This is a genomic window from Streptomyces sp. NBRC 110035, assembly GCF_000829695.1.
Taxonomy (GTDB): Bacteria; Actinomycetota; Actinomycetes; order Streptomycetales; family Streptomycetaceae; genus Streptomyces.
Map to the genome: position 1 here is coordinate 184,677 of NZ_BBNN01000026.1, position 12,898 is coordinate 197,574.

Genomic DNA, 12,898 nt, shown 5'->3' on the forward strand with positions numbered 1-12,898 from the left:
GAGCGTTGTGTCCGAGACCGTTCGTTCCGTCGACGGCCTGCCCATGACCCGGGGCGCCTGTCCGTTCGCCCCCGCACCCGAACTCGCCGAGCTGCGCGCGGAGCAGCCGGTGGCCCGCATGGTCTTCCCCGACGGCCACCTCGGCTGGCTGATCACCGGCTACGACCAGGTACGCCGGCTCCTCGCCTCCCGGGGCATGAGCTCGCGCGGCGACCTGCTGCGCACCCCCATTCCGCTGCCGATGGCCGGGGACCGGACCGAGCTGGCACCGGGGATGTTCACGGCGATGGACCCGCCGGAGCACACCCACTACCGGCGCCGGCTGACCGCCTGGTTCTCGGCCCGCCGCACCCGGACCATGGAGCCGAGGCTGGCCGAGCACGTCGAGCTGTACCTCGGCAGGATGATCGAGGAAGGCGGCCCCACCGATCTGGTCGCCGCGTTCGCCGAACCGGTCGCCGGGCTGGTGATCTGCGAACTGCTCGGTGTCCCCGCCGACCGGCGGGACGTGTTCGTCAAGGGCATCAAGGCACTGCTGACCGTCCACTCCAGCGCGGAGGAGGCGATCGCCGGCTGGCAGAACGTCGGTGGGCAGCTGATGGAGCTGATCCGTTCCAAACGCGAAGAGCCCACCGACGACCTGCTCGGCACGCTGGTCGCCGACGGCGATCTCAGCGACGAGGAACTGGCGACCATCGGCAGCGTGCTGCTCGTGGGCGGCTACGACACCAGCAAGAACATGATCGCGCTGGGCACCTTCGCCCTGCTGGCCCACCCCGACCAGTACGCGGCCCTCGCCGCGGACCCGGGGGGCCTGGGCGCGGGTGCGGTGGAAGAACTGCTGCGTTATGTGACGGTCATGCACGCCGGCTCGATTCGCGCGGCCGGCGTCGACATGGACTTCGACGGACACCACTTCACCGAGGGCGACGCCGTGTCCCTGTCACTGGCCGCGGCGAACCGGGACCCGGCGCTCTGCGAGGACCCGGACCGCCTCGACATCACCCGGCCGCCGGTGGCACATCTGTCGTTCGGCTACGGCATCCACCAGTGCGTCGGGCAGCAACTGGCCCGACTGGAACTGCGGATCGCGTTCGAGGCGCTGGCCCGGCGGCTGCCCGAGCTGCGCTTGGCGACATCGGCGGACCAGATCCGCACGAACCCCGAATCGATCATCTACGGCGTCCACGAGCTGCCGGTGACGTGGTGAACGGAGACCACCCGGTGTACCGAGAGATGCTCAAGTCAAAGATTCACCGTGCCACGGTGACGCAGGCGGATCTGCACTACGTCGGCTCGCTCACGCTCGACTCGACGCTGATGGCCGCCGCGAACCTGCTGCCCGGAGAGAAGGTCGACGTCGTCGACATCGACAACGGCGCCCGGCTCAGCACCTACGTCATCGAGGGACCGGCCGGCAGCGGTGTGGTCGGCATCAACGGCGCGGCGGCCCGGCTGATCAGCCCCGGCGACCTGGTGATCATCATCTCGTATGCGGCGATGGCCGAGGAACAGGCTCGCTCGTACCGGCCGAGCGTGGTCTTCGTCGACGGCGGCAACCGGCCGCAGCACGTCGGCTCCGACCCGGCCGAGGCGCCCGACGGCGCCGACGACCTGATGCGCGGCGACACCGTCAGCGCGTGACCGCACCGATCCGGCGAACTCGGAGACCACAATGAGCCAACCCGATGTGATGACCGCCTTCACCGCCGGTCTGGCGGACATCAACCTCGACGAGTCTAGAGCACCCCGTTCGGGGGTGGAGGCCGCCGGCATGAAGTCGGCCAGCTCCTCCATCTACGACATGGCGGCCACCCTGTCCGGCCGCGGCGAGCTGTGGAACTGGGGGATGTACGACCCTGACCTGGCCGCCGAGATCGAGGTCCGGCTGCCCGGCTTCACCGAGTTCGGCACCGACGGTTTCAGCGAGCAGCTCTACTACCTGGCCCTGCGCGATCTTCCCGACGGTATGGACGGATGCGCCGGCCGGGCGGTCCTCGAGGTGGGCTGCGGGACGGGCGAGGGGCTCAATTTCCTGTCCCGGCTCGTTCCCGGCGCCCGGATGACCGGCCTGGACCTGTCGCCGAAGGCGATCGCCCGGGCCGAGGCCACTCTGGCCCGGGGCGAGAGCCTGCGCTTCGTGCACGGCGATGCCGAGAAGCTGCCGTTCGAAGACTCCTCGGTGGATGTGCTGATCAACATCGAGAGCTCGCACACGTATCCCGATCTGGGCCGCTTTCTGCACGAGGCCGCGCGGGTGCTGGGTCCGGGCGGGACGCTGTCCCACATCGATGTGTTCACCCGCCAGCGGCTGCGGACGATGCGCGGGATCACCGAGGAGATGCCCCAGCTGAAGTGGATCAGCGATCACGACGTCTCCGGTGAGGTGCGCGCCGCGGTGCGCCGTCGGATGGCTCGGGGCAGCCGCTTCCGCCGCACGCTGGACCGGCAGCGGATGAACCCGCTGGTGCGCACGATCGCCACGCACAGTCAGATCCTCATGTTCGGCGGCATGTTCGCCGACTACCAGCCGCCCGCCTCGATCAAGGTGCTCAGCCGACTGGGCCTCGTGCCGTGGATGAGCGGCCTGCCGATGGAGAGCTATCGGCACCAGGTCGCCGTCCGAGTCTGAGGGGGAGAAGTGACCGTACGACTGTTCGCTGTCGCCGCCGAGACCGAGGACGGCCTGCTCGCCGCGGTCCGCGGCCACGTCGGCCGGATCCGTGCTGGCCGGGATCTGCCCTCGCTGGCCCGGTACTGCCATGACGCGGCAGCCGCGACGACCGGTCTGGCACACCGGGCCGCTGTCGCCGCCGAGTCGTACGACGACCTCGCCGCGGGCCTGGACAAGCTGGTACAGGGGTGGGCCGACCGGGCGTCGGCTCCGCCGCTGTCCCGCCGACCGGGACTGGTGTTCGTCTTCGCCGGTCAGGGCGCTCAGTGGGACGGCATGGGCTTGGAGCTGCTGGCCACCGAGCCGGTCTTCCGCGTGGCACTGCGGCACTGCGACGAACGGGTACGTGAGCTGGCCGGCTTCTCGGTGATCCAGCAGCTACGGGCCGGCCCGGCGGCATCGCGGCTCGGTGAGATCGACGTGCTGCAGCCGACGATGGTGTCGTTGCAGATCGCCCTGACGGCCCTGTGGCGCAGCTGGCACGTGGAGCCGGACGCGGTGACCGGGCACAGCATGGGCGAGATCTCCGCCGGGTACGCGGCCGGAGCGCTCGGTCTCGACGACGCCCTGCTGATCGCATGCCGCCGCAGCGCCCTGCTGCGGCGCATCGCCGGCCGGGGTGCGCTGGCCACCACCGAGCTGTCGCCCGAGGCCGCGCACGCCCTGGCCGCCTCCAGCGGAGGCCGTATCTGCGTCGCCGGGGAGAACAGTCCCCGCTCGACCGTGCTGGCCGGGGACACCGCCACGCTGACCGCACTGGTCGAGGACCTTGACCGGCGCGGCGTCTACTGCCGGATGGTGCGGGGCACGGTTGCCTCGCACAGTCACTACGTCGACGAATTGCGCGACGACCTGGCTACGGCGCTGCGCTCGCTGAGCCCGGTGCCGTCACGGGTGCCGATCTACTCGACCGTGACCGCGGCGCCGGTGCCCGGCACCGAGCTCGGGCCAGAGTACTGGATGCGCAACCTGCGCGAGCCGGTCCGGTTCGCCGCCACCACCGGCCGGCTGGCCGAGGACGGCCACGAGATCTTCGTCGAGGTCAGCACCCATCCGGTGCTGCTCAGCAGCCTGCGGCAGACGCTGGAGAGCGCCGGACGGCCGGGGGAGGTGCTGCCCTCCGGCCGTCGGCGGACCGAACGCCGGGCCATGCTGTCGTCGCTCGGCACGCTCTTCACGTATGGCCGCGACCCGCACTGGCCGACGTCCGCCCCGCCGGGGCCGGCGCTCACGCCCTACCAGGCCGCCGTCCTGGAGGCCGTCCGGTGCCCGCGGTCCTCGCCGGTTGCGGCGGGTTCAGGATGACTGGCCGGGCCCGACGAGGGAGACGAGCCGGTAGGCGCCCGACTTGCGGTGCAGGAAGCCGTCGTCGACCAGGAACCGCCGCAGCGAGACCGGGTCCACGGTGGTGCCCTCGCACCACGGCCGCAGCAGATCGGTCACGGTGCGCTCGTCGTACCCCCGGTCGGCCTCGAAGGTCGTCGCCGCGACGTGGTCCAGCACGGCCCGCCGGGTCTCGTCGTCGTCCTCCGGCAGCCGGACCAGCACCGTGCCACGGACGTAGCCGCGCAGCCCGGGATCGGGCTGTTCGGCCTCCGCCTGCTCCTGCAGGCGGAGGCCGGCGGTCTCGGCCGCGGCGCCCAGGGCGGCCTCGTCGACGGCCAGCCGGCCCGGGCCCTGGGCGACGACCAGTCCCTCGCGCAGCAGCCGGCCGATCGCCGGGGCGGCCTCCGGGGCGGCGAGCCCGGTCGTGGCGAGGATCTCCGCGGACGTCGACGAGCCCAGGGCTATGGCCGAGAAAACCCGCCGCAGAGCGGAGTCGGAAAGGAGAATGGTGAATGTCTCGGGCGTCATCGTCCCCGTCGCTTGATCTTGATGGTCTCCAGGTCGGTGCAGACGGACCGCAGGTCGCGCACATCGGCGCCGAGGTCCCGGACGGCGGCCGTGGCCAGTTTCTCGGCCCCGGCGACGACCTCGTCGATCTTGTCCTCGGCGTCGGCCTTCACGACACAGCGGAAGGTGAAGGTGAGCAGGGTCCGCTCGTAGGTGACGGTGCCCTCCTCGGTGAACTTCGACTGGAACAGGTCGTGCTTGTCGGCCACGGCCAGCAACTTGGCGCGCTGGTCGTCGTCGAGCGGCGCGAATTTGCCGTAGACGATGATCTGGTAATTCTTGCGGGGCATGGTGGTGGTGCTCCTCAGGTGTCGGGGGGACGGGGACGGTCAGGACACTCCCAGGCGCCGCGGTTGCCGCGGCAGCAGGAACAGCAGGCAGATCACCGCGGCCAGGCCTGCGGACGCCCAGTAGAGGGCTTCGCTGAAGGCGGCGGTGAACGTCCCGGAGTTGATGTCGGCCAGGGCGTTTCCGATCACCTCCTGCTGGGCGGGGTCATCGGTGCCGAGGGCGCGGCAGGTGTCGGGCACGGCGGTGAGGTCGGCCTGGTCGTGGGCGTCGACGGCGCAGGTGCGGATCTCGGCCTGCTGCGAGGCGACGGCCGGGACGCTCGGCAGCACCCGGTCGGCCTCCGTGCCCGCATGGGAGGCGAGGCCGGAGAAGAAGATCGCACCGATGATCGCCACGCCGAGGGCAGCGCCGAGCTGACCGGCCGCGTTGATCAGGCCGGACGCCGCGCCCGCCTCCCGCGGCTCGACGTTGTTCAGGGTCAGGCCGGTCAGCGGAGCCAGCAGCATGCCCATGCCGGAGCCGAGCAGCAGCATCGGGACGACGGCGTGCCAGGAGGTGATCGATTCGCCGGCCAGGTCGGCGATCCACGCGTACAGCAGAAGCCCGGCCATCATCAGCAGCGCCCCGGCGAACAGGCAGTTGCGCCCGTAGAGGGGGAACAGCTTGCGGACGGCGAGGTTGCCGGCGATCGGGACGCCCAGCGAGAACGGGATCGCGGTAAGACCGGTGTGCAGCGCCGACCAGCCGAGACCGCCCTGCAGGTAGAGCGTCCAGCTGAGGAAGAAGCCGGCCGGGATGCAGCTGAACAGCAGCTGCGCGCCGACCCCGGCACCGAAGGTCCGGATCTTGAAGAGGGAGAGGACGACCAGGGGCGACCTGTCCTTGGCGGTCTTGTACCGCTCGTAGTAGACGAACGCCACGAGGACCGGCACGGAGGCCATCAGCGAGGCGATGCTCCAGGCCGGCCAGCCGAGTTCGCGGCCGCGCAGCAGGGGCAGCAGCAGCAACAGCAGGCCGGTGGTCACCAGCACCATGCCGACCAGGTCCAGCCGGGTGGCACGGGACGACTTCGACTCGCGCATCCACATCGCGCCGGCGATCAGGGCGGCCGCGCCGAACGGCAGGTTGACCACGAAGACGGTCCGCCATCCCAGGCCGCCCGGATCCCAGGAGACCAGCACGCCGCCCAGCAGCGGTCCGGCGACGATGGCCAGGCCGATCATGCTGGCGTACAGGCTGACGACCCGGCCGATCTCCTCCGCCGGGAAGGTCACGTAGATGATCGCCAGGACCTGCGGCACCATGATCGCGGCGGTGATGCCCTGCAGCACTCGGGACGCCACCAGGACTTCGGCGCTGGGGGCGAAGGCGCACAGGGCCGAGGCCACGACGAAGCCGGCGACGCCGGCCAGGAAGGCCCGTTTGCGGCCGAAGATGTCGCCGAGACGGCCGCCGGTGATCAGCGTGACCGCGAAGGACAGGGTGTAACCGACGTTCAGCGCCTGGACGGCGGCCGAGGAGGCGCCGAGGTCCTTCTGGATGCTCGGGATCGCCACGGTGACGATGTTGACGTCGAGCAGGTCCATGAAAGTCGCGGCAAGCAGGACGATCAGCGCCAGCCAGCGCTTGGGGTCCGGACCGTCGGCGGCGACGGGCGGTCCGAGAGCCGCTTCCGCCGTCGTCGACTTCGCTTCCTCGCTCATGGGGGGTACTCCAGTTCTTCGGTATGGCGTGGCCGGGAGAAGGGACCGGCCGACGGCTCAGGGAGTGGTGCCGCTCTCCGGGGCGGGCGGACCGGTGGGTTCGGTGGTCCCGGCGCGGGCCAGCGCGGTCCACGACCGCATCAGCAGATCCACCACGTCCATGACGCCCCCGGCCGGGCTCTCGCCGGCCGAGAGCACGCGCTGGATGGAGAGCCCGTCGTCCAGGGCGTGCACGATCAGGGCGAGCAGCTCCACCGGCGCGGGCGGGGTGACCGAGCGGGCGGCGAAACCCTGCGTGAGGGCCTGGGTCATCGCCTCGCGGGAGCGGCGCTCGCGGTCGGCCAGCACGGACAGCACTGCAGGATCGCGCATGCCGTAGAGCCACAGCTCGGTGCGCAGGGCCAGCCAGCTCGCGAAGTTCTTGTCCCGCTCGCGGTGCCAGGTGCGCAGGTGCTCGATCGTCTCCTCGAACGAGCCGGCGTTGGCGCTGAGTGCCTGTACCTCGGCCAGTTCGCGCTCGGTGCGCTGCTCCAGGAGGGCCAGGATCAGCTGTTGCTTGCCGTCGAAGTTGCCGTAGAAGGCGCCCCGGGTGTATCCGGCGCGTTCCACGATCTGTTCGACCGAGGTGCCGTTGACGCCGCATTCGGCGAACAGGTCGGCAGCTGCCTGCAGCAGCTCCTGGCGCGTGATTTCCCGGCTCTCCTGCCGGGTGAGTCGTTTGCTGATGATCGGCCTCCTTCCGAGAACTCAGATACAGTACCGCATTCTGATACAGTCATGTATCTGAATGCTGCCTGGTTCAACCCGGAGTGTGCCGCACCGCTCGCCAGCGGCCCCCGTCAACACCCGGATCAGCGTTGTGAAGCTAGCGAATGGGGATGTTGGTGACCGGAACATTCGATTGGACGGACGTCGAGTTCGACTTGTCCGACGTCAATTTCGTGACCGACCGCGAGGCGGGGGAACGCTGGACAGGAGCGCCCCGACCGGTGTGCCCGGGTCGCTTCTCCGATGGCAACGACGTCTACGTCGTCACCCGTTACGAGGCGGTCCGCAGCCTGTTCGCCGATCGCCGGGTCAGCAACCACCCGCCGGAGGGCGTCCACCTCGACAGCATGCGCCGCCGCGGCGTGCCCGAGGAGCTGCTCAAGTACTTCGACTCGACGATCATGACGATGGTGCCGGAGGACCACCGGCGCGTGCGGTCCCTGATCGACCGGGCGTTCTCGGTGCGCCGGGTCAAGTCCCTGCGCCCCCGGATCGAGTCGCTCGCGGACCAGCTGCTCGACCGGATGGACCCCGGAGGCGAGACGGACCTCGTCGCCGAGTACGCCCACCCGATCTCCACCACGGTCATCTGTGAACTCCTCGGCGTCGACGACAAGTACCGCGACCAGTGGCTGAAGTGGTCCGAGGCGTTCACCACTTTCGTCCGCCCCGACCCGGAGATCCTGCCGCCCGCGCTGCACGGCATGGTCGACACGGTCATCCGGCTGATAGGCGCGCGCCGTGCCCAGCCCGGCGACGACCTGATCTCCGACCTGGTCCAGGTCAGCGACGAGACCGAGAAGCTCGACGAGGTCGAACTCGTAGCTCTGGTCCTGGTTTTGGTGCAGGCCGGGCTCGACACGGTCCGGCACTCGATCTCGCTCAGCTTCTTCAACCTCCTGACCCACCCCGACCAGCTGGAGCTGGTCAAGACGCAGCCGGAGAACACCGTGCGGGCGGTGCGCGAGCTGGTGCGCTACTCCGGCCCGATCAAGATGGCCCTGCCGCGCTTCGCCGCGGAGCCGATCGAGATCGACGGGGTGACCATCCCCAAGGACGGCCAGATCCAGCTCGTGGTCGGCGCCGCCAACAACGACCCGGAGCGCTTCACCAACCCGCGCGTCCTCGACGTCACCCGCGACGACAACCCGCAGCTGAGCTTCGCCGCCGGCGACCACTTCTGCCCCGGGGCGTCGCTGGCCACGGCGGAGACCGAGATCGCGCTCAACAAGCTGTTCGGGCGCTTCCCCGACGTGCGCCTGGCCGCCGACCCCGACGAGGTCGGCCCGCGCTTCCTGAAGGCCGTCACACGACTGCCCGTCCGGCTCGTGTGACCACCGTTTCCATGCCCGACAACGACCAGCAGGATGAGTTTTGTTGCAAAAAGTATTAGGAACGCAGTATCTGACCCCGCTGCGTGAGGGCGGATCGCTGCCCGGCTTGGTGGAAGCCGACAACGACGGCGTCTACGTCGTGAAGTTCCGTGGCGCGGGCCAGGGCACCGCGGCCCTGGTCGCGGAGATCGTCGTCGGCGAGCTCGGCCGGCGACTCGGCATCCGCGTCCCCGAACTCGTCACCGTCGACATCGACCCGGAGATGGCACGCCGGGACCCCGACCAGGAGATCCAGGAACTGCTGCGGGCCAGCGCCGGCGAGAACCTGGGCATGGACTTTCTGCCCGGCTCGGTCGGTTACGACGGAGTCGGATGGGAGCCGCCCGCCGAGGAGGCCGCCAGGATCTACTGGCTGGACGCGCTGACCGCCAACGTCGACCGTACCTGGTCCAATCCCAACCTGATCATCTGGCACCGCCAGCTCTGGGCCATCGACCACGGTGCCGCACTGCTGTTCCAGCACTCCTGGCCGGCCGTCACCGCCTGGGCCGAGCGCCGGTACGACCTGTCCCAGCACGTGCTCGCCGACCTGGTCGCCACCCTCGACCCGGCCGTCCTCGCCAAACTCGACGCCGCACTCGCCGAGACGGTGACCGCCGAGGCACTGACCGAGATCATCGCCTTGGTCCCGGACAGCTTCCTGCTGGGCATGAACTCCGTTCCCCCGGACGCGGACCCGGCCGGCCTGCGGCAACGCTACGTGGACTACCTGCTCACCCGATGCGCCGGACCCCGCGCGTGGTGGCCGGAGGAGGACGCATGACCACCGCCACGCCGTCCGTCCTCAGCTTCGACTACGCCCTGCTGCGTGCCGTCCCGCGCGTCGACCGCAGCGAACAGATCAACGTCGGGGCGCTGCTCTACTGCCCCGGCGCGGACTACCTCTGCGCCGCGGTCCACATCGACGCCGATCGCCTTCGAGCGCTCGACCCCGACGTCGACATCGACATGGTCACCGCGGCCCTGGACACCATCCGCGCGGTGTGTGCGGGCGGTCCCGAGGGCGGTCCCGCCGGGGCCGGCACCCGCGGGGCGCGCTTCGGCTGGCTCACCGCACCCCGCAGCACCGTGATCCAGACCAGTCCCGTGCACGGCGGACTCACCACCGATCCGGCCGCCGAGCTCAAGCGCCTGATGGGACGGCTCGTGCACTGACCCGGGCGGCGGCCCGCCGGTCCCCCAGCTTCCGCAGTCGCGTACACGGAGGAGCACAGATGCAAGACATCATCAGCGCCGTTCTCGACCCGGACACCCGGCCGGCGGACTTCGCCGCACTGCCCGTGCCGGAGAGCTACCGCGCGGTGACCCTGCACGCGGACGAGGCCGAGATATTCGTCGGAGCCGCGGCCGAGGACCGCGATCCGCGCCGGTCGGTGCACCTCGACGAGGTCGCCGTTCCCCAAGTCGGGCCCGGGGAGGCGCTGGTGGCGGTGATGGCCAGCTCGGTCAACTACAACACCGTGTGGTCCTCGCTCTTCGAACCGTTGCCGACCTTCACGTTCCTGGCCCGGTACGGCCGCCGCTCACCCCTGGCCCGTCGTCACGACCTGCCCTACCACGTCATCGGCTCCGACCTCTCCGGAGTCGTGCTGCGCACCGGGCCCGGCGTGTTCGCGTGGAAGCCCGGCGACGAGGTCGTCGCGCACTGCCTGTCGGCCGAGTTGGAGGCGCCCGACGGACACAGCGACACGATGCTCGACCCGGACCAGCGCATCTGGGGGTACGAGACCAACTTCGGCGGCCTGGCCCAACTGGCGCTGGTCAAAGCGAACCAGCTGATGCCCAAGCCGGCGCACCTGACATGGGAGGAGGCGAGCACGCCCGGTCTGGTCGCCTCCACCGCGTACCGGCAGCTGGTCTCCCGCAACGGCGCCCAGATGAAGCAGGGCGACAACGTGCTCATCTGGGGCGCATCCGGCGGCGTGGGGGCGTTCGCGACGCAGTTCGCGCTGGCCGGCGGCGCGAACCCGATCTGCGTGGTGTCCAGCCCGACCAAGGCCGCCATCTGCCGGGCGATGGGCGCCGACGCGGTCATCGACCGCGCGGACGAGGGCTACACGTTCTGGAAGGACGAATACACACAGGACCCGGCGGAATGGAAACGGTTCGGCCGCCGGATCCGGGAGCTCACCGGCGGGGAGGACCCCGACATCGTCTTCGAACATCCCGGCCGGGACACCTTCGGCGCCTCGGTGTACGTCACCCGCAAGGGCGGCACCATCGTGACCTGTGCCTCCACCTCTGGCTACCGCCACGAGTACGACAACCGCTACCTGTGGATGTCGCTCAAACGGATCGTCGGATCGCATTTCGCCAACTACCGGGAGGCGTGGGAGTCCAACCGCCTCATCGCCAAGGGCAAGATCCACCCCACCCTCTCCCGGACGTACACCCTGCAACACGCCGGTCAGGCAGTCGACGACGTGTATCGCAACCGGCACATCGGCAAGGTCGGCGTGCTGGCCCTGGCACCGCACGAGGGGCTGGGCGTCCGCGACACCGCGATGCGCGACGAGCATCTCGACGCGATCAACCGATTCCGGCAGCCAGAGCGCGCCGAGAGCCTCAAGGACGTCACGTCCTGAACCGCACGCCTTCATGGAGGGGAAACAAATGACCGACAAAAACCTTGTCACGGTCCGTTCCGACGCCGATCTCGACCGAGTCTGCAATCTCCTCGAAGAGGACGGTGCAGTCGTCGTGGAGGAATTTCTGGACCCCGACACCCGAGAGGCCCTCTGGGCCGACCTGGGTCCCGCGCTGGAGAAGTTCGGCTACGGCGACAATGATTTCTCCGGCCACAAGACCAAACGGATGTCCTCGCTGTTCGCCCGCAGCCGGCACATGGCCTCCGTTGCGCTGCATCCGTTGTTCCTCGGCGCTGCCCGCCGGCTCATTCAGCAGCCCGTACCGGTGTGGTTCAGCGGTCAGCAGGTGAACATCTCACCCAACATCCAGGTCAGCGCAACCCAGGTGATCCAAATCTGGCCCGACGAGGGTGCGCAGTGGCTGCACCGCGACGACACCTCTCACCTGCGGCCCTACCCCGCGCCCACCACACGGCTCCAGGTCATGGTCGCGATGACTGATTTCACTGCCGAGAACGGCGCGACCATGACGATCCCGGGAAGTCACCGCTGGGACGACGAGCGGGCGCCGCAGCGCGATGAGGCGGTGCCGGCCGAGATGCCGGCCGGATCCGCGCTGATCTGGCTCGGCGGTCTCTATCACGGTGGCGGGCATAATGCATCCACTGAGCCGCGTACCGGGCTGACCCTGTCGTATATCGCCGGCAACATGCGACAGGAGGAGAATCAGTATCTCGCGGTGCCGATGGATGTGGTCCGCGAGTACCCCGAAGAGTTGCAGCGTCTCCTGGGCTACGACGTCTGTCCTCCATTCCTCGGCTGGTACGAATCCAGTAACCCGCATACTCTGCTCGCCGAGCGCGCCGGTTGACGAGCTTCCCGCGTCGGCCGTCAGCCGCCTTCGATTTCCGGTGACTGTTTAGGACGGCTGCTGAGTTGCGGCGATGCCGTTCGGGGTGGCCGTTCCGGTCGGGTAGGTTGATCTTGTGTCCGTCAGCCCGCCGTCGCCGCCTTCCTACGAGGAGCTGGCCACGCTGGTCACGGAGTTGAAGATCCTGGTGTCCGCGCAGGCGGAGCGGATCGCGGAGCTGGAGCGGCAGGTCGTCGTCAACTCGCGCAACTCCTCCAAGCCGCCGTCGAGTGACGGGCTGCGCAAGAAGCCCGCGCCGAAATCGCTACGCAAGGCGTCTGGCCGTAAGCCGGGTCGGGCCAAGGGGGATCCGGGTGGCCGGCTGGAGCAGGTCTGCGACCCGGACGCGATAGTCGATCACCATCCGTCCGCGTGCGACGGCTGCGGGAACACGCTGTCGGGTGTGGCGAGTTCGGGGTATCGGGCCCGGCAGGTCTTCGATCTGCCCGAGATCACGCCGGAGGTCACCGAGCACCGGCTGCACCAGGTCCGCTGCGGCTGCGGGCACGTGACCGCAGCGGTGGCTCCCGGGCAGGTCAGCGCGGCCGCCGTGTACGGACCCGGTGTCCGGGCGGCGATCTGCTACCTGTCGGCGTATCAGCACCTGCCGGCGAAGCGGCTGGCCGAAGCGATGGGATCGATGTTCGCCCTGCCGATCTCGACGGGCACCGTCCTGT

At 69.7% G+C, this 12,898-nt stretch carries 14 protein-coding genes; 10 read left to right on the top strand and 4 right to left on the bottom strand.

Annotated features, from left to right (window positions below; all coding sequences use genetic code 11):
- Positions 1-7 precede the first annotated feature (7 nt).
- The 4 genes from TU30_RS16970 to TU30_RS16985 are packed head-to-tail and all read left to right on the top strand — an operon-like array spanning position 8 to position 3,979.
- Positions 8-1,210, top strand: a complete 1,203-nt coding sequence (locus TU30_RS16970) for a cytochrome P450 (protein ID WP_234307886.1) — start codon at positions 8-10, stop codon at positions 1,208-1,210.
- Between the two features lie 14 nt (positions 1,211-1,224).
- A complete protein-coding gene (panD, locus tag TU30_RS16975; protein WP_042170816.1) occupies positions 1,225-1,644 on the top strand; it encodes an aspartate 1-decarboxylase in 420 nt (139 codons plus the stop codon).
- A 31-nt stretch (positions 1,645-1,675) separates the two neighbouring features.
- Positions 1,676-2,632 (top strand): class I SAM-dependent methyltransferase, encoded by a 957-nt coding sequence (locus tag TU30_RS16980; protein ID WP_042170732.1) that lies wholly within the window; start codon positions 1,676-1,678, stop codon positions 2,630-2,632.
- A gap of 9 nt (positions 2,633-2,641) precedes the next feature.
- On the top strand, positions 2,642-3,979 hold the full coding sequence (locus TU30_RS16985; RefSeq protein ID WP_052479834.1) for an acyltransferase domain-containing protein: 1,338 nt from the start codon (positions 2,642-2,644) through the stop codon (positions 3,977-3,979).
- On the opposite strand, the gene TU30_RS16990 is transcribed toward TU30_RS16985, so the two are convergent.
- Genes TU30_RS16990 through TU30_RS17005 form a run of 4 tightly spaced genes read right to left on the bottom strand, consistent with a single transcriptional unit; the run spans position 3,971 to position 7,290 of the window.
- Complete coding sequence (locus tag TU30_RS16990; protein ID WP_042170735.1) at positions 3,971-4,528, bottom strand: DUF2087 domain-containing protein; 558 nt, start codon at positions 4,526-4,528, stop codon at positions 3,971-3,973. The genes TU30_RS16985 and TU30_RS16990 overlap by 9 nt on opposite strands.
- Complete coding sequence (locus tag TU30_RS16995; protein WP_030587711.1) at positions 4,525-4,857, bottom strand: DUF6204 family protein; 333 nt, start codon at positions 4,855-4,857, stop codon at positions 4,525-4,527. Before TU30_RS16995 ends, TU30_RS16990 begins: the two co-directional genes overlap by 4 nt.
- Before the next feature lie 39 nt (positions 4,858-4,896).
- Entirely contained in the window at positions 4,897-6,561 is a 1,665-nt protein-coding gene (locus TU30_RS17000) for an MFS transporter (protein WP_042170742.1), read from the bottom strand.
- A gap of 57 nt (positions 6,562-6,618) precedes the next feature.
- The gene (locus TU30_RS17005) at positions 6,619-7,290 is read right to left on the bottom strand and encodes a TetR/AcrR family transcriptional regulator (RefSeq protein WP_107068483.1); all 672 of its coding nucleotides are present in this window, start codon (positions 7,288-7,290) and stop codon (positions 6,619-6,621) included.
- Between the two features lie 194 nt (positions 7,291-7,484).
- On the opposite strand from TU30_RS17005, the gene TU30_RS17010 reads away from it, so the two are divergent.
- From TU30_RS17010 to TU30_RS17035, 6 genes are all read left to right on the top strand, one after another.
- Positions 7,485-8,663 (top strand): cytochrome P450, encoded by a 1,179-nt coding sequence (locus TU30_RS17010; protein WP_158719333.1) that lies wholly within the window; start codon positions 7,485-7,487, stop codon positions 8,661-8,663.
- 43 nt (positions 8,664-8,706) lie between these two features.
- Positions 8,707-9,486 (top strand): HipA family kinase, encoded by a 780-nt coding sequence (locus TU30_RS17015; RefSeq protein WP_234307887.1) that lies wholly within the window; start codon positions 8,707-8,709, stop codon positions 9,484-9,486.
- Entirely contained in the window at positions 9,483-9,878 is a 396-nt protein-coding gene (locus TU30_RS17020) for a DUF3037 domain-containing protein (protein ID WP_030587697.1), read from the top strand. Before TU30_RS17015 ends, TU30_RS17020 begins: the two co-directional genes overlap by 4 nt.
- 59 nt (positions 9,879-9,937) lie before the next feature.
- On the top strand, positions 9,938-11,308 hold the full coding sequence (gene ccrA / locus TU30_RS17025; protein ID WP_042170752.1) for a crotonyl-CoA carboxylase/reductase: 1,371 nt from the start codon (positions 9,938-9,940) through the stop codon (positions 11,306-11,308).
- Between the two features lie 28 nt (positions 11,309-11,336).
- Positions 11,337-12,182 (top strand): phytanoyl-CoA dioxygenase family protein, encoded by an 846-nt coding sequence (locus TU30_RS17030; protein WP_030587691.1) that lies wholly within the window; start codon positions 11,337-11,339, stop codon positions 12,180-12,182.
- 115 nt (positions 12,183-12,297) lie between these two features.
- The coding region (locus TU30_RS17035) for a DUF6444 domain-containing protein (protein ID WP_042170755.1) at positions 12,298-12,898 on the top strand (601 nt) is incomplete at its 3' end.